Here is a 21,934-nt window from a genome sequence, read left to right as displayed (position 1 = left end):
TTATATATACTATGAGTCTTCAGGCTTATATATATTTCGCGGCGGTAAAAATATAATCTTCACGTAAGAGCAACGCACATTGACAATCCGGACCCCAAACAGCTTGGAATTCTGCGGCGACCCTGGACGGCAAGAAAGAGAGGTGAAAACCAACCCCCAGCCAATAAAGGAGAGCAGATTTTAAGGCGGCGGCAAGGCTGAAAAGGCTGACGACAAACATAGAGCAAGGAAACTTTGGAGACTTGAGTATGGATGCCGGCAACCCCTAAAGCGGAGCTTCCGCGTAATACAAAAAACTAAAAAACAACCAAGGGGGTTGTACAAGTAATGAAAAAGTTTATGGCAGTACTCGCAATGGTTGCCGTAGTAGCGTTCGCCGCTCCGGCACTCGCAGCAACAAACCCGTTCATGGACGTACCCCAGGGCCATTGGGCCTATGACGCGGTAGGTCTTCTCGCTTCCCGCGGAATCGTATCAGGATATCCTGACGGCGCATTCAAGGGCGCACAGCCCGCGACACGTTATGAGATGGCGTCAGTGGTAGCGCGCGCCCTCGTGGCGATCGACGCTGACAAGGCCAGCAAGCAGGATCTCGAACTCCTCAAGAAGCTCGTCATGGAATTCAAAGACGAACTCGACGCCCTCGGCGTGAAGGTCGACAAACTCGACAAGAGAGTCGCAGTCCTTGAAGACGGTATCGGCGGATGGAAGATCCGCGGTAATTTCCGCTTCGACGCGAAGTTCGGCGGCAGTGACAACGATGTGAATAATTACACGGCCAACGGCGAGGACAACGAATTTACGAAGAGCCGTTTCCGTCTGTTCCTCACGAAGCAGATCGACGAGAACACCTACTTCTACGCCCAGTACCGCACGGGCAGCGACTCCGCCGGCAACAAAGACGGCCGCGGCGATCTCCAGCACATGCGCTGGTCACATCTCTATGTGAACACGAAGCTCCCCTATGACGTAGACTTACGCGTCGGACGCTTCGCGGTCGACTTTGAAGACGAATATGGTCTCTATACCGACAACGATTCTATCTTCGGCGACTACCGCACCGACGGGTTCCAGCTCAGCAAGAAGTGGAACTCTTTCAAGGCAACGGCGATCGTCGGACGCAACGACAACTGGGGCAACGATTATGCGATGGACGGCACTTTGGGTGAAGGCACGTATATGAATTACGCCCTCGACCTCAACTGGCGTCCCAACGAGAAGTTCATGCTCGGCGCGACAGGTTATTGGTTCCAGGAAGATTCAAACTTTGTCGACGGCGACTATGACGTGAACGTCTACGGCTTCTATGCCGGATTCAAGTTCACCCCGGCAGTCGAGCTGAAGGGTATCTATTACTTCCAGGATCTAGGAAGCGACGTAATGACCTACGGTTACGGCGGAGTAAGGGCCGGAGATACGGAAGACAGCCCAAAGGCGTGGAAGGCCATCCTCGACATCAAACAGGACCTTCTCAAGTTCACGGGACTCTGGATCGAATACTCGCAGCAGGACAATACCTTCCTCGGTTATGAAAACCGCTATTCGATCGGCGGCGGCAACGGCAACTACGATTATGTCGGACGCAATATGATGTACGCGGATCCGTTCGGAACATCAAAGTGGTGGTTCGTGAAGGCCGACCAGAAGTGGAACGACAAGTGGAGCAGCTTCGTCCGCTTCGCGAACGTCGACTACGACACGGATTATCTTGACGACGCGACGGAATGGGGCCTCGGTGTCGGCTATCAGTACACCCCGGCTATCTATTTCGAACTCGCATACGACCAGGTGGACCACGGCGACACCAACCTGCTCGGCTTCGCCGGCACACAGGGCAAGGACCACGTCGTACGCTTCCGCACCAACGTCAGCTTCTAAGCTATCTGCTTTACGCAAAACAGAGACCCGCGAGGGTCTCTGTTTTTTACAAACGGCTTTATTCTTGTCCTATTTTCTCCCGTCTTCATTACAGACAAAATCACATAGACCAGGAGGTATTCAATTGAAAAAGTTTACTACATTTCTAATAATCATAGCGGCGTTGATATTTACTCTCGGCGACGCGCTTCCATCCGATGCGGACACGTTCGGCCAGGTGCTCCAGCGCTGGACGAAATCCCGCAAACATGTGGACGAGGACGGCGCCAATCTTGAAGTCAGAGCCACATACTATTCCGCCGAGTTCATCGAAGCGCTCGTGCAGAAAGAGGCAAAAGACAATCTCTGGACGCAGCAGGAGACCGACGACTATAAGTATAAGTTCCTCTCGAGCCTCAAGCTTGACGAACTGATACCGATACAGATCGAGTTCATCAACAACGGGCCGACGATGTTCCTCGGGCCGTTCGATATCATGGTGAAGCTGCGAATCGCCGGCAAGACCTATAAACCGACGGACTACGACAGGCGCTTCAATTTCAAGTTCCAGGGCAAAAAAGAGGGACTGATCTTTTTCCCGCGATTCGACGAGAAGACGGGAAAGGATCTATTGAAGGGCGTGAAGAATGTCAGCCTTGAATTCGTATCGGCGATAAGCCCGATACTCGAGGGCAAGACTATCAGCTTCATCTGGGATATTGACCGCGACGACCCGCAGGCGCTCTACAGGGGCAAGGCCGCCGACAAGCTGGAAACGGAACGCCTCTTGAAGCGTCTCGAAAAGCTTCGCAAGGACAAGGCCGAGGAAGAGGCGAAGCTCGCCTCCATCAACGGCGAGATATCGACCATCCAGGCAAGGCTGGACGAGCTCGCGAAACAGTAGGCGCCGGGGCAAATGCCAAACCGCCTGGGCAAACGCATAAAATGCCGGATAGGCTCGGCGCTGAACCTCTGACATTTGCCGCAGCGTTTGCCCTGTAAAAATCATTTTGATATGTTGCTATTTGTCAAATGGATACCATATAATCAACTCTCACGATCATCCACAAGGAGGCATCGGACCATGCGCAGAACAAAGGAACAGGCCAAGGAGACCAGACATGCTATCCTTCAAGCCGCCTGCGAGCTGTTTACCGAAGGAGATTTTTCACAGATAACGCTGAACCAGATCGCGGAAAGGGCCGGGCTGACTAAAGGTGCCATCTACTGGCATTTCAAAAATAAAAACGACATCCTGCTCCGTATCATAAAGGAGCTGTGCCGGATAGACGAACACGAGTTTTTTGAAGCTCTGGTTATGCCGGATTCCGCGGAAGACTTGAGCACGCTTTATAAAAAAGTGCTTGTGCGCCCGGACAGCGACATCCGTTACAGGATCGGGCACAAACTGCTGCGGGAGGACTATAAATGGCCGGAGGAGGTCCGGGCCCAGGCGAACGACATTATCGGCAAGTCCCTCGTACACGAAAGGGAGATGGTGGAGGGATTTATCACAAGAGCGCAGAACAGCGGCAGGATAAGGAGCGACGTGCCCCCAGAGAAGGTGGCGGTGATGATAACGACGCTCTTCAACGGGCTGAGGACGATGCAGATAGCAGAGAGACTTCCGGAGGAATTTCACGGGTGCCTGAATTTCGTCTTTGATTCTTTCACAAAGGAATTGGCGCCCGTGAGAATATAGCGGCCTTCGGTTTTCGAGCGCGCGTTTACTCCTGCTGATTCTTCGCCTCTTTCATCATCCGTTTGAAGATCGCCGAACAGTAGAGCGCGCCGAGAGGGTTGTGTGCTATGGCGCGGTCTTTCGCGGCGACGGGAACGACCGGAGCCTGTGAATATTTTATGAAGAGCGCGTCGTGGCCGACGCATAGCCCGAGCAGCAGATTCAAGTCCGTCTTCGCGGCGTTGAGCACTTCGGCCTGTTCGATCGGGTTGCAGGATATCGAGCCGACCTTGTCGCTCTCCATCGCGCCCATCTCCGCTTTGGGCACGCCGCAGACCTTGCAGTTGACGGTCGCTATCTCAAAGTAGTTTTCCAGTATCTGCGAGAGTTTGGCCGCCTCTTCCGAAAGGGCCGCGCAGAAGGCGAGGCCGAGTTTCCGATATCCCATCTTGCGGGAAAAGAGTATTATCTCCTGGATACGGTTGACCTCTCCATAATATTCCGCCTCGACCTCCGAGGCGGCGCGCATCATACGGCGGTCCTCCGTGTCGGAGTAGAGCGCGGCCGCGTCGCAGGATGTACAGGCCATTCCCTCTTTGCATAATTTTTCCGTACAAAGGTCACATCTCATCTATAGCGCATCTCCTTCATATTTTTTCATATCGGCGGGCAGCGGCGCCGTTACGGCTGCGCCGCGCAATACCGCGGGCAGCTCGCCGTCATCGGGAAAGATCACCGTTCTCGCGTGAAGCAGCGGGCGTTTCGCGCCCCGTCCGCTCCCATACTTCGCATCCCCCACCAACGGATGGCCGATCGCGGCCAGATGCACGCGCGCCTGGTGGGAGCGTCCGGTGACAAGCTCGGCCTCCACGACGCTGCGCGCGCCCTGGACGGATATCCTCCGGTAAAGAGTGAGGGCCGGCTGCCCATCTTTGTCCGGGCGGACCATGTTGGCGGAACCGTCCTTCAAGAGCGGCAGGTCGACGCGCCCGGATTCGTCGGCTATGCCCTCAACGACGGCATGATACAGCTTTCTTATCTTATGTTCACGTATCAATTCCGCGAGACGGCGCTGCGCGGCGCCCGTGAGCGCGATTATCACTGCGCCGGTGGTGTTCCGGTCAAGCCGCTGCACCGTCGCGGGCCTGTAGTCGCTGCGGGTCCAGCAAAGTTCCGCAAGCGCTCTCGTGATAAGCGAGTCGCCGCCTTTGACATCGGGCTGCGTGAGCAGCCCGGCAGGCTTATTTACGATCCAGAGATAGCCGTCCCTGTAAAGCGTCTCAAGAGGCGGCCTTTTTTCGGAAATATCTCCCTCATGGACATCGCAGCCGTTTCGTGAGGCCGAACCGGCTGCCTCCTCCCATGGCACATAGAGAAGCTGCCCCTCTTCGAGGCGCGCGTCGGCCTTCGTCTTTCTCCCGTTCAGCCGAACTTCTCCGGTGCGGACGGCCTTCATGATCGCCCCAAGCGGCACCTGCGGCCAGAGCGTGCGCAGCACCCGGTCGACGCGGCGGCCGTCGTTGTCCGCGGAAATCCTCAGCTCTCCGCCCATTTTATTTCTTCCAGAACCTGCGCTGAGTCGAGTTGTTCCACGCCGATATCGGCTGGTCTTCGGTAAGGTTCTTCACGGAATCGTGCCAGCAGAACATGCGGAAGTCAAGCTCGTCAGCCGAGGAAACTATCATCGCCTCCGGCGTCGCCGGTACGACGGGCGAGCCGAACTCGCGCTGTCCGTGATGAGAGAGAAGTATGTGGCCAAGGTGCATGCGTGTCTTATCCGTGAGGCCGAACTGCGCCGCAAGTTCATTAAAGCGCATGTATCCCTGCGCCACATGGTCGAGCAGCGCCCCCTCGACGGTCATCTCAGGGACGGAGATCATCCTGTAGGAGTCCAGCTTGCCGATATCGTGGAGCAAAGCTCCGGCGACGACAATATCGACGTCGACGTCATAGCCCGCCCCCAGCATCGAACCGGCCATAGACTTCGCGCACTCCGCGACGGAGAGCGTATGTTCAAGCAGGCCGTTCGCGTAGGCGTGATGGTGGCTGACCGCCGCCGGCCAATCGCGGAATCGGCTCCACAGCTCCCCGGTGAAGACCTTGCGGAGGAAATCGCCGGCCTCGCCGCCGCAGTCTCTGACAAGCGCCTCAAAGCGGGCGGTAAGTTCATCCAAAGGGATCGGCGAACGCGGCAGATAGCCCGCCGGCGGGTATTTATCCTGATTGAGCAGCGTCAGTTTGTTGAAATTGAACTGGAGCTGCCCGCGGTACTCCGCCGCCTTGCCGTTTATGCCAACCGTCTTTCCGACAAGCAGCAGTATTTTATCGACCGGCAAACGGTCGTCGTCGTTTTGCGGCTCGGCCTCCGACTTATCGAGCCACTGGGCGTCCGACCAGACTTTCGCCTCGATGCTTCCGAATGAATCGGAAACTGTCACGTCGTAATAGGGTTTTCCGTTTTTATCGCTCTTCTGCGAGAGGGCGCTGACGACAAAAATTGCCTTGAAGAGGCTGCCCGCGGGGAGCTTTCGCACCTCCTGGCTGTTGAGCAGCAGGTTAGCAGTCATCGTTTCATCTTCCTTCCATAAAACAAAATCATACGTCCCTATAATATCATCTTTTTATGTCATATAGCGCGCGCTCATAATAATTCCGCCTCTCTGGCCGCCGGAGCGCGTTCCAAACGCTGTACGGACAATTAATACATCAGTCCGCCGTACCACATACTTCAGGTAAAACGTGTATAATACGGTTATACCTTACTTTGGAGGGATTTTTCTATGAGCACAGTAAATTGGAACACAAGACTTTCAGAGATAGCGTTAAATGTAAAGCCGTCGCCGATACGCGCGCTTCTTAAGTACACAAAGACGCCCGGCGTCATCTCGTTTGCCGGCGGGAACCCCGACCCGGCGGTCTTCCCCGTCGCGGAGTTCTCCGAGGCCTCTCAGATACTGGCGCGCGAGGGCAAGGACGTTCTGCAGTACGGCGCCACGAACGGCTATGAACCGCTCAAGGAATATATCGCAAAGTGGATGGCCCCCCGCATGGGCCGTGAGACAAAATCCGACGAGATGCTGATCACCACCGGTTCGCAGGAGGGGATGGACCTTCTCTGTTCCGTGCTGCTCAACGACGGCGATACGATCATCGTCGAGGGCCCCACGTACCCGGGGGCGCTGCACGCGATGCGCAACCGCGGCGCGCGCTTCCTCTCCGTGCCATGCGACAAGGACGGACTCCGCGTCGACCTGCTGCCGCAGGTCATCGAGCAGGGGCGCAAAGACGGACATAATATAAAATTCATCTATTCGATCGTCAACTTCCAGAACCCTTCGGGAGCGACGCTCACCAAAGAGCGCCGCGCAAAGCTGCTCGAGATCGCCGAGAAATATGACCTCGTCATCTTCGAGGACGATCCCTACGGACACCTCCGCTACAACGGAGAGCATGTGCCGACCATCTTCTCGATGGATAAGGGCGGGCGCGTCGTCTATGCCTGCTCCTTCTCCAAGATACTGGCGCCCGGCACGCGCGTGGCGTGGATCGTCGGCGCGCCCGAGCTGATCCAGAAGATGGTGATGATCAAGCAGGGGACCAACCTCTGCACGAGCGTCGTCGCGCAGGCCCTCGTCTATGAATACTGCCGCCTTGGACACCTCGACGGCTTCCTGCCGAAGATCATCGCCCATTACGGCAAGAAACGCGACGCGATGGACGCCGCCTTCAAAAAACACCTGCCGGCCAACACCCGCTACCATACGCCGGAGGGCGGATTCTTCTTCTGGCTTCAGGTACCGGGCGTCGATTCGACCAAGCTCTTCATGAAGGCGATAGATCACGGCGTCGCCTTCGTCACCGGCCCCTCCTTCTACGCGGGAGAGGGCGAGGGGCTCGACTATATGCGCACCTGCTTCACCTTCGCACAGCCGGAGGAGATCGAAGAGGGCGTAAAGCGCCTCGCCGCCGCTATCAAAGAACTGTAAAGAGCCGTCTGCAGCGTAAAGCCGCAAAAATGCCGGAGGGCGCTTCGCCCCCCGGCATTTTTATTTACAGCGGCGCTTCGCGATGTTAGACTAAAATCCACGGGCCGCCGTAGGCGGACGCTTTGAAAAATGAAACATACGGGAGCGCGAAAAGATGGCGGAAGAGATAATTACGGCGCTGGCCACCGCGTGGGGAGAGGGCGGCATCGCGATAGTAAGGGTTTCGGGCGAGGGCTGCGCCTTGCTCGTGGATAAGATGTTCCGCGCGAAAAGGCGCTTCTCCGAACAGCCGGCGCGATACATGGCGCTGGGCACGCTGCACGCGAAAGACGGAACGCTGTTCGACGAGGTGCTTGCCGTGCGTTTTGAACGCGGGAACAGTTATACGGGCGAAGAGAGCGCCGAAATACACTGTCACGGCGGCGCGCTCTCAGCCCAGCGCTGCGTCGAGGAACTCTGCGCGCTGGGGGCGAGGATGGCGCTGCCGGGCGAGTTCACCAGGCGGGCCTTTGTAAATGGCCGTATCGACCTTGCGCAGGCGGAGGCGGTCGCTGGCATCATAAAGGCGCGCAGCGACGAGGCGCTGGCGGCCTCGGCACGCTCGCTGCAGGGCTCGTTCACCGAGCAGATAAGGGGGCTTATGGACAGCCTGACCGAGTTGACCGCGGCGCTGGAGGTCGACCTCGACTTTCCCGAGGAGGGAGAGGGCTTCATCACCGACGGCGAAAGCGCGGAACGGATAAAAAAGCTCTCAGGCCGGTGTGAAGAACTCCTCTCCGGCTGCCGCAGCGGCATGCTGCTGCGCGACGGCGTGCGCGCGGCGATCATCGGACGCCCGAACGTAGGCAAATCTTCGCTGCTCAACGCCCTGTTGGCGGAAAACCGCGCGATCGTCACCGCAACACCCGGCACGACGCGCGACAGCATCGAGGAGACCTTCATTTACAAGGGGCTGCCGGTACGGATAATCGACACCGCCGGCATCCGCGCGACGGAGGACGAGATAGAGGCGATCGGCGTACGGCGATCCCTCAAATCCATGGCGGAGGCCGATATTATCCTGAGGGTCATCGACAGCTCGGAATCCGCCGCGGAAGACGAGATAGGACCGCTCTCCGCCGAAAAGAAACAGATCGTCATCCTAAATAAAAACGACCTTTCCACAAGGACGACGGAGGCCGACGTCGAGGCGCTTTTCCCCGGCTGCCCGCGGATCTCGATCTCCGCCGCCGACGGAACGGGCGTTGACGAGCTGAAGGAACTCATCGTCCGGACCGCCCTCTCAGGAGGCTCCGTCTCCGGCGGCTGTTCTGTCACCGCGCGTCAGGTCGAATGCCTTTCAAGGACGAAGGAGGCCGTCGAGGCCGCTGGCGAGGCACTCCTCTCCGATTTGGGTGACGACCTGGTCCTTTCCTGTCTTGCCGAGGCCAGAGGGCAGTTGTCTTCGCTGCTCGGGCTTGACGCCAGCGAAGAGCTTCTCGACAAGATATTCGGCAGCTTCTGTGTCGGAAAGTGACGGCAAACTGCCGCTTCCCGGGAATGCGGCATGCCGTCCTACAGATGTATCAGATACAAAAATATGAATACCATTAGGTAAACTCTCATATAAAAAATGGAACATATTAAAGAAAACGAGGTAAAGATATATTCCATCTCCGCAAACAGCGCCGCCGCGCTTGCGGCGCGAAACGCGGAGCTGTCCCGCCGCCTGGCGGCGGGAGACGATCTCTGCGGCCTGTTCGATACGGAAAAATTCACGAACGACTCGCACAGGATGGCTTTTGCCGCCTCCGGCAGGACGGGGGTCATTGAATCGCTGAAAACATTTCGCGCGGCAGCGGTCAAAGGACAAAAACTTATATTCGCGATGCCGGGTCAGGGCTCATCCGGCCCGGTACCGCTAGAATATCTTTGCGCGTCCATGCCGACGTTCCGGGAATACATAGAGCGCGCGCAGGAACGGCTCACGGGCGGCGGCGCGCCCTCCGTGAAGGAGATCCTCTCTCGCGGCAAAGCGCGCGGCAGCATGGAAGAGCAGCTTTTCATCTTCATATACGGCACGGCGATGGCAATGCAGTATTGCGAATGGGGAGCAAAACCGGACATTGTGATCGCCCATTCTTTGGGGGAGCTGGCGGCGATGGTCGTCTGCGGCATGGCCTCTTACGAGGAGATGCTCGGCTTCGTCCAAAGGCGCGCGCAGATCATCGACGCCCTCGCGGGAGCCGGGGCGATGGTCCACGTAGCGGCGGATATAAGGGATACCTGCCGCGTGGCGGCATCATACGGAGGTAAGTTGTCTGTCGCCGCGGTCAACAGCCGCGGCTCCGCCGTGATCTCCGGAGAGATCAAGGCGCTCACGGCATTTGAGAGAGAGCTGGACCGCCTGTCTCTGCCGCATAAAAGGCTGCGTGTGCCGAAGGCGGCCCATTCGGCAATGATGGAGCCGGCGTTAGCGCCGATAGCGGCGCTTGACTTTCCGTCTGTCCGCGACGGCGTTTATCCTCTCTACTCCTCCGTGACCGGAGCCATGCTCTCGGCGCGGGAGGCGGAAACTCCCGCCTGGCGCGTCCGGCACTGCCGCGGAACGGCGCGCTTCGACCTCGCCCTCGCCGCGCTATCCGCCGGGCTTGGCGGAAACGAAGCCGTCGCCGTTGAATTCGGCGTCCACCGCGTGTTGGCGGCGGCCGCTATAAAAGCGATGCCTCGCGTCAAATGGTATGGAGCTTCCACCATGGCGCGCTATCATGATGGCCGCTCTCCCGAATACTGCTTCAAACGGGGAATTTTAGAGACCCTGGCCGCGTTGTGGGAATGCGGCCGCCTGCCGCGGGTTCAATCATTTCCTCACGCAATTTACAAATAAAAAATTATTTTGTAGAACATCAAAGAATAAACAGAATCCACGCCAAAGGGCGGAAGTTATGGTAATATATCAGATAGTCAGAGACTTAGGAGATGATCTTATGGAGCGGACGCAAAAGACCCTTAGATACACGGCGTTATGTCTGCTGGCCTCGCTTATGCTCTTCTCCATCATCGGAAACTTTGAGGGGCCTAACGACCCCTACAGGATGGCGTTCGGCGGCAGTTGGGCCGAAACAGCATCTTCCGTGGACACGGTCATCCAGAACGGCGGCCCGGTCATGCTCTCGGCGCTCCAGTCCTTCGTACAGACCGGGCGCAAAATGACAAAAGACGGGCCCGGCAGCTTCGCCCTCTCCACCATCTGCATGGAGGCCGATCCCTGCCAGGCCGGCTTGCGCCAGCCCCTGTTTTCAGCAAAAAACTTTTCTCCTGAAGAACGTTATATAAACACCATAAAAAAACTGGAATAAGACCTTTCTCAAGCAGGCGGCAGCTACCCAAAAGGCTGATGTCTTATCAGCCTCAGTTTCCCTGTTTTTTGAGAAAGGAGTCTTTATAATGGCGGCCAATTCCGAACGCATCGAAATGGCGGAGCTTCTGGACGACGAGATAAGCAGCGTCCGCAAGCCTGTCAATCTTTTTGATAAAATCACGGTCAGCTTCTATTCCATAGTATGCTTCTGCATGTCGATGCTGCTCATGCTCATTATCAGCGCGGCGACGATCATGCGCTACTTCCTTCAGATGGACCTCTACGGTTACGAAGAATGGGTCAAGATATTCGCCTTCTGGCTCTATTTTATGGGAGCCGGTTACGGCGCTTTCGCCGGAACCCACGTCTCCGCGGACCTCGTCCAGTCCTATATGCGCGAGAGCAGGACGAAGGACGCCGTTATCTTCATCCGCACGCTGATAACATTCAGCGTGACGCTGCTCTTCACATGGTACGGCTGGGAATTCTTTATCTTTGGATTCATGGGCCCGCTGGGCACCTTCGTCGCGCTTCCGCGCACGGTGGCCTGGCGCATCCCCCTCTGGAGCGCCTATATCTCGATATTCCTGGGGCTGCTCTCGATGTCGTGGTATTTTATGCTCGAGATGATCGCCGCGGGTAAAAAACTCTTCCTCAAAGGAGGAAACCTCTCATGATCTATATCGCGCTGATCATACTTATAGCCACCCTCACCATCGGCGTCCCCGTCCCCGTGAGCTTCATGGCCTCCTGCGCCTGGCTCATATTCTTCGGCGGCCCTGACGGAGCCGGCTACCAGGCGACACAGCTGCTCCCCTACGGCTTCACCCAGATGAACTCCGTCTCCCTTATCGCCATCGCGATGTTCATCCTCGCGGGCGGCGTGATGGAGCGCGGCAAGATCGCCGAAAAGCTCATTGATATGGTCGACGTCTTCGTCGGTCATATCCGCGGCGGCCTCGGCATCGTCGCGGTCGTATCCTGCGCCGTATTCGGCTCCATCTGCGGCGCGGCCTGCGCGACGCTCTCCTGCATCGGCGCGATCATGTTCCCGCGCCTTCGCTCCGGCGGCTACCCGATGGGACACGCCTGCGCGCTGATGGCCAACGCCTCGCTGCTCGGGCTGCTCATCCCGCCTAACGCGACGCTGATCATCTTCGCCTGGATAAGCGGCATCTCAGTGCTCGCCTGCTTCCTCTCCACAGTCGGGCCCGGGATCATCACGATAATCCTGCTCAGCCTCATCAACGTCTGGATGCTGCGCAACAATAAAGAGGTCTTCGTTGAGGTGAAGCGCACGGGCAAAGAGCGCATGGAGATGTTCATGAAACGCGGACGCCTCGCCATTCCGGCGCTCGTCATGCCGGTAATGGTCCTCGGAGGCATCTACGGCGGCGTCATGACGACGACCGAAGCCTCCGCCCTCGCGGTGCTTTACTGTATCCCCATCGGGCTCTTCGTATATAAGGGACTCAACTGGAAGACGCTCTTCAACATCATCGTCGAAAGCGCGATAACGACCGGCGTCATCATGGTAATGCTCTATTCCGTCTCGATGCTTTCGCGCCTCTACATTCTTGAAGATCTTCCCGGACGCGTGCTGCACCTCTTCTATTCGATCTCGACCAACCCCATCGTCGTCATGATGATGATAAACGTCTTCCTCGTGCTGATGGGAATGCTGATGGACGACATCAGCGTCGTCGTTCTGACCACGCCGATCCTGCTGCCGATCATCATGGACCTCGGCTTCAATCCCGTCCACTATGCCGCGATCGTCGGAGTAAACACGGCGCTTGGCTGCATCACGCCGCCCGCCGCGCCGGTATTGTACCTCAGCGGACGAGTGGGAGGAGCGCCTATAAACGAGATCATGAGTCCGGCGCTGAAATTCATGGTCCTCTGCTGGGTGCCGGTGCTGCTGGTTACGGCCTATATACCGAAGGTCGTGCTCGCGCTGCCGCACTTCATCCTCGGCGTGCCCTGGTAAAACTATGGAGGAGTGCAGGGGCCGCCGGTGCGGCCCCTGTTTTTGTTATCCGGCGCGTTTTTGCCATCGCTGCGCTTCTCGGATATAATAAAAGGCACGGTTTAGCAGCGAAATCAAGTTTGTATATCGGTGGATCCGACATCGGCGAAGGGAGCTTCACCATGAAATTCCTGCATCTGTCAGACCTGCATCTTGGCAAACGCGTCAACGAATTTTCCATGCTTGAGGATCAGGAGCATATACTTGAGGAGATACTCGCGGCGGCCGCGGCGGAAAGGCCCCAGGCCGTCCTTATCGCGGGCGACATATATGACAAGCCGGTGCCTCCCGCCGAGGCGGTGCGCCTTTTCGACTCGTTTATCTGCCGCCTTTCGGAGGCGGGGATCGCGGCGCTCGTCATCAGCGGCAATCACGATTCTCCGGAGAGACTGTCTTTCGGCTCGCGCGTGATGGCGCGCGGCGGAATATATATCGCGCAGGCCTTTCAGGGCACGGTCCAATGTGTGACGCTGGAGGACGAGTACGGCCCCGTGAATTTTTACCTGCTTCCCTTCGTGAAACCCGCAATGGCAAAACCATTCTTCCCCGAAGAGGTATGCGGGGATACGCAGAGCACGGTGGAAACGATCCTGAGGGATATCCATCTGGACGAGGGCGGCCGCAACGTCCTTACGGCGCACCTTTTCGTGACGGGCTGTCCGCGCTGTGACTCGGAAGATGTCGTCGTCGGGGGCGCGGAGGGCGTACCGGCGGAAATTTTCAACGCCTTCGACTACACGGCGCTCGGGCACCTGCACGGGCCGCAGACGCTGCCGGACGGCAAGGCGCGCTATTGCGGCACGCCGCTCAAGTACTCCTTCTCCGAGAGCTGCCAGCAAAAGTCGCTGACGGTCGTGGAGCTGCGCGAAAAGGGTTCTCTGACGGTGCATACGCTTCCGCTCACTCCAAAGAGGGACCTGCGCGAGATCTGCGGCGGCTATAACGAGATCGCCTCAAAAAATTTTTACGACGGCCTCGACACCGGCGATTACTTCCACATCACACTCACCGATGAAGAGGATGTGTTCGACGCGGTCGCCAGACTGCGCTCTATCTATCCGCGCATTATGCGCCTCGATTATGACAATAGCCGCACACGTTCACAAACGGACGTGTTCACCGCCGCGCGCGCCGAGAGCAGAACTCCGCTCGAACTCTTCGACGAGCTCTATTTCAAGCAAAACGGCGCTGAGCTGACGGAAGAACAGAAAAGGATCGTATCGTCGCATATCGAAGACATCTGGGAGGACGCTCAATGAGACCGCTAAAACTTACGCTCTGCGCCTTCGGGCCATACAGCGGCAAGACCGTCATCGAGATGGACAGGCTCGGCGAAAGCGGCCTATATCTCATCTGCGGCGACACCGGCGCGGGTAAAACCACCATTTTTGACGCCATCACCTACGCGCTTTACGGCTCGGCGAGCGGCGAAATCCGCGAAACGGAGGCTTTCCGCAGCAAATACGCGGAGGCCTCTGCCCTGACTTTTGTCGAACTGGAGTTCCTGTACGACGGCAAAAGATACACTGTGAAGCGCAACCCTGCCTATCTGCGTCCTAAACAAAAGGGCAGTGGTTTCACAAAGGTGGCTGCCAATGCCGAACTGTATCTGCCGGGAGGCGGCGTCTGCTGCGGCTTCAGGCCGGTCAGCGACAGGATAAAGGAGCTAACGGGCCTTGACAGGGCCCAGTTCTCGCAGATATCGATGATCGCGCAGGGTGAATTTCTCAAGCTGCTGCTGGCCTCGACGGATGAAAGGGGCGCTCTTTTCAGCCGTATACTAAAGACAGAATACTATCGAAAGCTGCAGGATAAGCTGAAAGAGGAGGCGGCGGCACGGGAAAGGGCCTGTACCGAGTTGGGCGGCGCTATCGCGCAGTATATGGACGGTGTCGAAACACCTGAAGACGAAGAACTGCGCGAGGCGCTGAAAAGGGCAAAGGGCTCTCCTCCGGAGGAGGCGCTGGCCTTAGTCCGCGAACTGCTGCGGCTCGACGGGGATACTGACGACAAGCTCTCGTCGGAGCTGCGCGAAACGGAGGAGGCGCTGGCAGCACTCGGCGCCGGACTGGTCCGCGCCGAAGAGGCGGAGAAAACCAGAAAAAACCTTACCGCAGCAAAGGCTGACCTGACGGAGAGAGAAAAGGAGCTGACGCTGCTCACGGAAGAAAACAGCTCCGAAGAGCAAAAAGAGACACGGCGTCTGGCGCTGGCCCATGAGATCGAATCTATCAGGGATGAACTCCCCGCCTGCGACGAGCTTGCGGCGCGCCGCGCAAAACTGGAAGCGATAAAATCGGCGATCAGCAAGGACAAAGAGGAAATAGAACGCCGGCAGGCAGCGTTGGCAACGCAGGCCGCCTCGACGGAGAGCCTTAAAGCGGAGCGCGCGGGACTCAAAGAGGCGGCGGCGGAAAAGGCGGCCCTGGAAGCTGCGCTGGAGGCCGCGCGGAGCCGTTCCGCAGTATTGGCGGCCATCCTGAGCTCGGCCGGGCGGCTGAAGAGTATGAAGAGAGAGCTGCTGGATGCAAAAGAGGCGAAAGAAAAATCGCTTGGCAAATATGCGGAAGAGGAAAGGTCCGGGAACGAGCGGCTGAGGGCGGTCAGAGAAGATGAGGCGCGGGCTAAAAATGAGGCCGCGGCACTGCGGGAGGCGGATCTCACATTTGAACGGCTGAAAAACAGCCGCCAGGAAAGCGGAGAGAGGGCGCGGCGGCTGCGCGAGATAGAAGAGAGGCTTGCCGAGCAGGACGCGGCGCTGAAAAAACTCGCCCTAGCCCGGAAAGGATTTGCCGAGGCCGAGAGCCGCTATGAGACCGCGAGGGACAGTTATGAAGATAAAAACCGCCTCTTCCTCAACGCGCAGGCGGGCATCCTCGCTTCGGCGCTGGAAGAGGGGCACCCCTGCCCCGTCTGCGGCTCACGCGATCACCCGTCGCCCGCTTCGCTCGCAGGAGAGGTACCGACGGAGAGGGAGCTCAAAGAGGCGGCAAAAAATAAGGGCGCGGCCGAAGAAAAGTACCGTTCGCTGAGCGCGCTGGCCGGCGGCCTGGAGAGCGAAGCGCGCGAAAAGCGCGGAGTGACAGCCAGACTGGCAGAGGAAATCCTCGGCGAAACCTCCGCGGACAAAATCCTGCCGGCGCTGGAGGCAAAACGCTATGAGAACAAGACTCTCCTCATCTCTTTAGATGAGGCCCTGACGGCGGCGGCCAAAGATATAAAGAACAGGAACGAATCAGAACAAAAGGCCGCCGCATTCGCCCAAGAGATAAAGATGCGCGAAGAAGAGCTGTGCCTCCTCGCCGAAGAATGGCGGCAGGCGCAGGCGGAGGCCGATAACGGAATCAGCAGGCTTGCCGGGATGATCGAAGCGGACGAACGTTCACTGACGGAAGATTGCGGCAAAGTCCTGGCGGAATGCGGGCTGGATAAAGCAGAGGCCCAAAGCGCGGCGGAACTCAAAGAGGCGGAAAAGACCGTCTGTGAGACCAAGAGGGCGATCGCCCTTGCCGCGGCAAAGATCGAGAGGACACGGGAACTTGAGACGCTCATCCCCGCGGGGGAGGAGCAAAGAAACACGCTCGAACAGGCGATCCGCAGCGCCGAAATAAAACTGACGGAGGCTGCTGGGGCGCTTCGTGCCGAAGAGGACAGCGTGCAGGCCCTGTCGCTGCGCCTGCCATACGCCGGCAGGGCCGAGGCAGAGCGTGCGGTGAAGGAGAAGGAAAAAGAGCTGGAGTCCATGAAGGCGGCTCTCGCTAGGAGCCGCCTGGCGCTCCAAGGCTGCCGCACAAAACGCGACGAGGCGGAGGGTAGGGTCAAGGGACTTGAAAAAGGCCTCTCCGGCGCTGAAGAGACCGACGCAGAAGAGCTCAAAAAGGAACAGGCCGCCGCCTCGGCGCGCAAAGAGGCGCTGGCGCTTGAGCGCGGCGTCGTCGCTGCGCGCCTCAGCGTCAACCATAAGGCGGCCGCCGGCCTTTCCGCGAAGAGCAAAGAGCTGGCGGAGGAAGAAAAACTCCGGCGGCTGCTCAAACCCCTTGCCGAGACCGCCAACGGGACGCTGAACGGCAAGCCAAGGATCATGCTTGAAACCTACGTCCAGATGGCCTGCTTCGAGAGGATCCTCCAGCGCGCCAACGTGCGTTTTATGGTCATGTCATCAGGGCAGTACGAGCTGAAACGCAGGGAAAATGAGGAGACTTTGAAGGGGAAGATCGGCCTGGATCTCGACGTCGTCGATCATTACAACGGCACGGTCAGGGGAGTAAAGACTCTCTCGGGAGGCGAGTCGTTTATGGCCTCGCTTTCGCTGGCGCTCGGCCTCTCCGATGAGATACAGTCGGTCGCGGGCGGAGTGAAGCTCGACACGCTATTCGTGGACGAGGGCTTCGGCTCGCTCGACGGAGAATCGCTCGAACAGGCGCTCAAAGTGCTGGCCTCGCTCAGCGAGGGACGACGCCTCGTAGGCATAATCTCGCATGTCGGCGAACTCAGGGAGAGGATAGAAAAACAGATCGTGGTCACCAAAAACGGCGCCAGCGGCAGCGAGGCTGAGATCAGGAGTTAGGGAATGGCCGCCGAGCGGCGGCCGCGGCTCTTAACGCAAAAGAGGGGCTGCGGATAAGGACCGCGCCCCTCTTTTTATTTTTCTGGATCCGGCTTTAATAGGCCTTGGCGAAGATCGCCTTTCGCGCGCCCTCTTTGCCGGTGTAGAAGCATTTGCCGCGCTCCTCGGAATGGGCGAAGGGGAAGCAGCGCGGCGTCGCGCCGGTCGCCTCTTTTATCGCCTTTTCGTCCTCTTTCGTACCGTCAAAGAAGACTTCGATAAAACCGCCCTTCTCCTCAAGAAGCATCTTGAACTCTTCAAAGCTGTCAGCCCTGTGGGTGTTCGCGAGACGGAACTCCAGGGCGCGGCGATAGAGGTTCTGCTGTATCTCCTCAAGCAGCGCGGGGATCGCCGCCGGCGCGTCGGCCCAGGCGATCTCCAGCTTCTCGCCGGTGTCGCGGCGTACGACGCGGAGCTTCTCCGCCGCGTATTCTTTTTCTCCTAGTTCAAGACGCAGCGGCACGCCCCTCTGCAGGTGCGAGAAGAAACGGTCGCCGGGGCGCATGTGGAACTGGGAGTCTATGCTGACAAAGCGTCCGCCGAGCGCTTCATTGAGCGCCGCCTTGAGCTCGGCGGCCTTCGGCATAAGCTCTTTTTCTATCTTCTCGCCGCTCGTCGAAATTGGAACGATGACCGCCTTGACGGGGGCGATGCGCGGCGGCAGCACAAGGCCGTCGTTGTCGGAGTGGGTCATGATGATCGCCCCGATGAGGCGCGTGGAGACGCCCCAACTGGTCGTATAGGCAAACTCCATCTCGCCATCCCTGTTCTGGAACTGTATCTCGAAGGCTTTTGCGAAGTTCTGGCCGAGGTAGTGGCTCGTGCCGGCCTGCAAAGCCTTTTTATCGCTCATCATCGTTTCGCAGGTGTAGGTGTTGTCGGCTCCGGGGAAACGCTCTCCCTCCGTCTTCTCTCCCTCAAGGACGGGCAGCGCGAGATAGTCTGTCATGATGCGGCGGTACACCTCGAGCATACGCAGCGTTTCCTCGACGGCCTCATCCTTGCTCGCGTGGGCGGTGTGCCCCTCCTGCCAGAGGAATTCCGAGGTACGCAGGAAGAGGCGCGGGCGCTTCTCCCAGCGCATGACGTTGCACCACTGGTTTATGAGGATCGGCAGATCTCGCCACGACTGGACCCACTTGCTGTACATGTGGCCGATGACGGTCTCCGATGTCGGGCGCACGATGAGCGGTTCCTCAAGCTCTTCGCCGCCGGCATGGGTGACTACGGCGCATTCCGGCGCAAAGCCCTCTACATGCTCCGCCTCTTTGGAGAGGAAGGACTGCGGGATGAGCAGCGGAAAGGCGGCGTTGACGTGCCCCGTCTCTTTGAAGGCGTCGTCAAAATGCTTCTGAACGAGCTCCCAGATCGCGTAGCCCGTCGGGCGCACGACCATGCATCCGCGCACCGGCGCGTAGTCCGCCATCTCCGCGGCGCGGATGACGTCGAGATACCACTGCGAATAATCTTTTTCTTTCGGTGTGATGTTTTTTGCCATTTATAAACTCCTCCATACGCTCTTGGTCATATATTTTTTCGTTTACAGTTGCATTGTATTTTACCACTCTTTTAAGGAATTTTGCGATATGGAATGACAGCATTCACTGGCAAACGCGTCGAGCTTTTCCCGCAAAGATATCCCTTGCTGTTCATGCGCATGACAAAAATCGCTTTAGTACATTAACCTAACTTGACATTTTCGCGATTTAGCGTATCCTTTTTAATATAGTCCCTGATTAAAGCTCTAAAATACGGAGGCAAAACTATGTCAAACCAGTGGAAAGACGAATTCACCGACCAGCTTTGCGATTCCATAGTCGCTATTACAGACCGTGACGAGGCATACCGTTTTCTTGAGGACGTCGCGACATTCTCCGAGATCAAGGCTTTCTCGCAGAGGCTCCAGGTCGCCAGCCTTCTCATCAAGGGTTTCTCCTACCCGCAGATCGTGCAGGCCACCGGCGCCAGCACCGCGACGATCAGCCGGGTAAAGAAATTTGTCGAGTACGGGGCGGACGGATATCGCGACGTGCTGCGCAAACTTGAAGCCGCGAAGACGAACGAGGGAAAGTAGCGCCGCCTGAAATGCCCGAAAAAAGAAAGATATTCCTGCCCTTCGCGCCATCCGACCTATCGGCGGCGGCAGAGCTGATCGCGGACGGCGCGGTCTATTATACCTGCGCCGTCCCGGAAATGGCGGCGGAGCTGGAAAAGCGGCTGCGGGAGATGTCCGGCTGCGCGGGAGGATGCGTAACGGGAGAGATGACGCTGGAGGCGATAGCGCCGGCGGTCGTCGGCTGCGCGGAGAACCTCGGCGCGATCGACAGGCTCATCTATATGCCGGAGCTTACGGCGCGGGGCGAACTATTCCTGGACCTCTCCGAGGATGATTTTACGGCGCACACGGCGGCGATAAACGGACTCTTCATGCTCTGCAAATGCGCGCTGCCCTACATGATGGGCGGAGAATCCCCGGAAATCATCGTCAGGCTGCCGCACGGACAGAGCAATCTCATCTCCGAAATGTACCGTTCGGCGGCGGAGGCCGTCGCAAAGAGCATGAACAATGAACTTGCGGAGTACGGCGTGCTCGTAAAATTAATCTAAAGAGCCCTCCGCTCTTAAAATGATGGCATAAGCGGCCAGATCGTCTATGTTTCTCGGCGGCGTGCGCAGCGAGAGCGGGACAAGTTTCATTATTCCGCCCGGCGGGTGCAGCCGCCAAAATATTTTCCGCGCCTCAAGCGTAGTGCCGTATTCATCTGTTTCGCTGTATTCAAAGGGAAAATCTTTTGCGAATTCTTTTGAGGAGGTGCCGTCGCCGATGCAGATCTTTTCGGCGCGGCGTCCCGCGAGATTTTTCACCGCGCCCTCCATGCGCCATTCTCCGAGAGGGCCCCATTCCCCCGCTTCAAAGGCACTGATAAGGACGGCTCGTTTCTCGGCGGGGACTATCGCCGAAAAAAGCAGCTCCTTCCCCTCGACGAAGGCGACGCCTATCTTCCAGCGCCCGGGATCAATTCCCGCGATCACCGAAAATGCCCCTCTCCACCGATTCCCATCGTGGATACATCCACATCCACTGATCTGGATGCGCGCGGATCATCTCCGATATGACGGCGTTGAGGTCGTCGGTGCTTGCCTGCATATCCTTGCCGAAGGGCTCCCCGCCGCGGCCCTTCATCGGCGGCAGCAGCGTCAGCTCAAAACTGATACCGTCCGGCCGCCGCACGCAGGCTCCGGGGATGACGTCGCAGCCGAGCTTCGCGGCAAGCTTCGCCGGGCCTACCGGCGTGCTTGCCGCGAAGCCCAGAAAAGGCGAGACCACGCCCAACTCCTTTGCGTCCTGGTCGACCGGGACGGCGACTATCTCCCCGTTTTGCAGCGCCTTCATCATCGATTTGAGGTCGCTCGCCTTGCCCAGCGCCTTGGAACCGCCGGCGCGGCGCAGCTCTTTGATAAGTTCGGTTATGCGCTCGTCCCGCTGGTCGGCGCCGAGCGAATTTATCGGCAGCCCCAGATGCGCGAGCCAGCATGCGGCATATTCCCAGTTGCCGATATGCGCCGTGGCAAGTATCGCGCCGCGCCCGGATTTTACCGCTTCGAAAAGGTGCTCTTGTCCGCTGCTGTGCATCAGCGAATCTATCTTGTCCGCCATGACCGGCATCCGCGCGAATTCCGCGGCTGCGCGTCCAAAGTGGCCGTATGAGCCGAGCACGATCTCCAGCGCCCTTTCGCGGGAAACTCCCAGTATCTTCGCACAGCGTTCCTGCGCCTCGGAAACTTTCTTATGGGAAAAACGTCCGACAAGAGAACCCAGCGCGCCTCCAAGCGCGACGGCCCTCTCATGCGGCAGAGCGCAGACCAGTTTTCTGAATGTATTGAGCGAGTGCCATATTAAAGGCTGACTTTGTGCCATAAAGTTTTCCTTTCAGTGTTTCACTATTATATTGGCAAGGATGGGCACCACGACAAGCACCGTCACGATACGGCAGATGTTGAAAAGGACGGAGATCGCGGGGTTGGCGCCGATGTCCACCGCCACCACGGCAATGCCCGTAAGCCCTCCCGGGGTCGTCGCGAAGAGAGACGTGAGAAAATCCATCTTGCAGAAATGGGCGAAGAGCCAGGCCAGGCCGAGTGTGAAAGCAAGCAGCAGCAGACTGTAGGCTATCGCCGCGGGAAGGTATTTAGGCAGCTCCCGGAGCGAGGAAAAGTCGCTCCCGCGCACCAGAACATATGCCACAAGCGCCTGGGAAAGGTAGGAGAGCCAATCTATCTTGGGATCGAGCCCCATGGTGAACGCTCCCTTGACGATGAGGCCGCCCAGAAGACCGCCGACCATCGCTCCCGCGGGAAAGTTCAATTTATAACCAAGCCCACTGCCCAAGGCTACGGCAAATATCGTGTAGAATTGTGAAGACAAATTCTCCAC

Annotated in this window: 20 protein-coding genes; 13 read left to right on the top strand and 7 right to left on the bottom strand. The window is 58.1% G+C overall.

Annotation, left to right across the window (positions count from 1 at the left end; all coding sequences use genetic code 11):
• Window positions 1-327 precede the first annotated feature (327 nt).
• The 3 genes from CLOEV_RS04825 to CLOEV_RS15825 all read left to right on the top strand — a co-directional run bounded on the left by CLOEV_RS04825 (window position 328) and on the right by CLOEV_RS15825 (window position 3,559).
• On the top strand, window positions 328-1,878 hold the full coding sequence (locus CLOEV_RS04825; protein WP_034442273.1) for an S-layer homology domain-containing protein: 1,551 nt from the start codon (window positions 328-330) through the stop codon (window positions 1,876-1,878).
• Window positions 1,879-2,002: 124 nt separating this feature from the next.
• Window positions 2,003-2,761 carry a hypothetical protein gene (locus CLOEV_RS04820; RefSeq protein WP_034442271.1) on the top strand — a complete coding sequence of 253 codons (759 nt, stop codon included), beginning with the start codon at window positions 2,003-2,005 and terminating at the stop codon, window positions 2,759-2,761.
• A gap of 180 nt (window positions 2,762-2,941) precedes the next feature.
• Window positions 2,942-3,559: a TetR/AcrR family transcriptional regulator gene (locus CLOEV_RS15825; protein WP_051484898.1), complete on the top strand. Its 618-nt coding sequence runs from the start codon at window positions 2,942-2,944 to the stop codon at window positions 3,557-3,559.
• A 25-nt stretch (window positions 3,560-3,584) separates the two neighbouring features.
• On the opposite strand, the gene CLOEV_RS04810 is transcribed toward CLOEV_RS15825, so the two are convergent.
• From CLOEV_RS04810 to CLOEV_RS04800, 3 genes are read right to left on the bottom strand one after another with little or no spacing between them, the layout of a single operon-like run.
• Window positions 3,585-4,169: a DUF1847 domain-containing protein gene (locus CLOEV_RS04810; protein WP_034442269.1), complete on the bottom strand. Its 585-nt coding sequence runs from the start codon at window positions 4,167-4,169 to the stop codon at window positions 3,585-3,587.
• Complete coding sequence (locus CLOEV_RS04805; protein WP_034442266.1) at window positions 4,170-5,090, bottom strand: RluA family pseudouridine synthase; 921 nt, start codon at window positions 5,088-5,090, stop codon at window positions 4,170-4,172.
• A gap of 1 nt (window position 5,091) precedes the next feature.
• Window positions 5,092-6,105: a 3'-5' exoribonuclease YhaM family protein gene (locus tag CLOEV_RS04800; protein ID WP_034442262.1), complete on the bottom strand. Its 1,014-nt coding sequence runs from the start codon at window positions 6,103-6,105 to the stop codon at window positions 5,092-5,094.
• Between the two features lie 213 nt (window positions 6,106-6,318).
• Between CLOEV_RS04800 and CLOEV_RS04795 the strand changes: the two genes are divergently transcribed.
• The 8 genes from CLOEV_RS04795 (at window position 6,319) to CLOEV_RS04760 (ending at window position 17,460) form a co-directional block, all read left to right on the top strand.
• The gene (locus CLOEV_RS04795; protein WP_008710967.1) at window positions 6,319-7,524 is read left to right on the top strand and encodes an aminotransferase-like domain-containing protein; all 1,206 of its coding nucleotides are present in this window, start codon (window positions 6,319-6,321) and stop codon (window positions 7,522-7,524) included.
• Window positions 7,525-7,678: 154 nt separating this feature from the next.
• The gene (gene mnmE / locus CLOEV_RS04790) at window positions 7,679-9,040 is read left to right on the top strand and encodes a tRNA uridine-5-carboxymethylaminomethyl(34) synthesis GTPase MnmE (protein ID WP_034442259.1); all 1,362 of its coding nucleotides are present in this window, start codon (window positions 7,679-7,681) and stop codon (window positions 9,038-9,040) included.
• A gap of 96 nt (window positions 9,041-9,136) precedes the next feature.
• Entirely contained in the window at window positions 9,137-10,390 is a 1,254-nt protein-coding gene (locus tag CLOEV_RS04785; protein WP_034442256.1) for an acyltransferase domain-containing protein, read from the top strand.
• A gap of 100 nt (window positions 10,391-10,490) precedes the next feature.
• Window positions 10,491-10,862, top strand: a complete 372-nt coding sequence (locus CLOEV_RS04780; protein ID WP_008710959.1) for a hypothetical protein — start codon at window positions 10,491-10,493, stop codon at window positions 10,860-10,862.
• An 88-nt stretch (window positions 10,863-10,950) separates the two neighbouring features.
• Window positions 10,951-11,541 (top strand): TRAP transporter small permease, encoded by a 591-nt coding sequence (locus CLOEV_RS04775; RefSeq protein WP_008710957.1) that lies wholly within the window; start codon window positions 10,951-10,953, stop codon window positions 11,539-11,541.
• Window positions 11,538-12,854 (top strand): TRAP transporter large permease, encoded by a 1,317-nt coding sequence (locus CLOEV_RS04770; RefSeq protein WP_008710955.1) that lies wholly within the window; start codon window positions 11,538-11,540, stop codon window positions 12,852-12,854. The genes CLOEV_RS04775 and CLOEV_RS04770 overlap by 4 nt, the downstream gene beginning before the upstream one ends.
• A 119-nt stretch (window positions 12,855-12,973) precedes the next feature.
• Window positions 12,974-14,152 carry an exonuclease SbcCD subunit D gene (locus tag CLOEV_RS04765; protein ID WP_218915504.1) on the top strand — a complete coding sequence of 393 codons (1,179 nt, stop codon included), beginning with the start codon at window positions 12,974-12,976 and terminating at the stop codon, window positions 14,150-14,152.
• Window positions 14,149-17,460, top strand: a complete 3,312-nt coding sequence (locus CLOEV_RS04760; protein WP_034442250.1) for an AAA family ATPase — start codon at window positions 14,149-14,151, stop codon at window positions 17,458-17,460. Before CLOEV_RS04765 ends, CLOEV_RS04760 begins: the two co-directional genes overlap by 4 nt.
• A 94-nt stretch (window positions 17,461-17,554) precedes the next feature.
• Here the strand turns inward: CLOEV_RS04760 and proS are convergent, their stop codons facing one another.
• On the bottom strand, window positions 17,555-18,997 hold the full coding sequence (proS, locus tag CLOEV_RS04755; protein ID WP_034442247.1) for a proline--tRNA ligase: 1,443 nt from the start codon (window positions 18,995-18,997) through the stop codon (window positions 17,555-17,557).
• Window positions 18,998-19,264: 267 nt separating this feature from the next.
• Between proS and CLOEV_RS04750 the strand changes: the two genes are divergently transcribed.
• Window positions 19,265-19,573, top strand: a complete 309-nt coding sequence (locus CLOEV_RS04750) for a YerC/YecD family TrpR-related protein (protein ID WP_008710950.1) — start codon at window positions 19,265-19,267, stop codon at window positions 19,571-19,573.
• 11 nt (window positions 19,574-19,584) lie between these two features.
• Window positions 19,585-20,106 carry a Rossmann-fold NAD(P)-binding domain-containing protein gene (locus CLOEV_RS04745; RefSeq protein ID WP_034442243.1) on the top strand — a complete coding sequence of 174 codons (522 nt, stop codon included), beginning with the start codon at window positions 19,585-19,587 and terminating at the stop codon, window positions 20,104-20,106.
• On the opposite strand, the gene CLOEV_RS04740 is transcribed toward CLOEV_RS04745, so the two are convergent.
• The 3 genes from CLOEV_RS04740 to CLOEV_RS04730 are packed head-to-tail and all read right to left on the bottom strand — an operon-like array spanning window position 20,098 to window position 21,934.
• The gene (locus CLOEV_RS04740; protein ID WP_034442240.1) at window positions 20,098-20,532 is read right to left on the bottom strand and encodes a RuvC family protein; all 435 of its coding nucleotides are present in this window, start codon (window positions 20,530-20,532) and stop codon (window positions 20,098-20,100) included. The genes CLOEV_RS04745 and CLOEV_RS04740 overlap by 9 nt on opposite strands.
• Complete coding sequence (locus tag CLOEV_RS04735; RefSeq protein WP_034442237.1) at window positions 20,516-21,418, bottom strand: lysophospholipid acyltransferase family protein; 903 nt, start codon at window positions 21,416-21,418, stop codon at window positions 20,516-20,518. The genes CLOEV_RS04740 and CLOEV_RS04735 overlap by 17 nt, the downstream gene beginning before the upstream one ends.
• 12 nt (window positions 21,419-21,430) lie before the next feature.
• On the bottom strand, window positions 21,431-21,934 hold the full coding sequence (locus CLOEV_RS04730) for an AbrB family transcriptional regulator (RefSeq protein ID WP_245591109.1): 504 nt from the start codon (window positions 21,932-21,934) through the stop codon (window positions 21,431-21,433).

Source organism: Cloacibacillus evryensis DSM 19522, from assembly GCF_000585335.1.
GTDB lineage: Bacteria > Synergistota > Synergistia > Synergistales > Synergistaceae > Cloacibacillus > Cloacibacillus evryensis.
The sequence above is the reverse complement of the archived record's forward strand: the minus strand, read 5'-3'. Positions and strand labels throughout refer to the sequence as shown.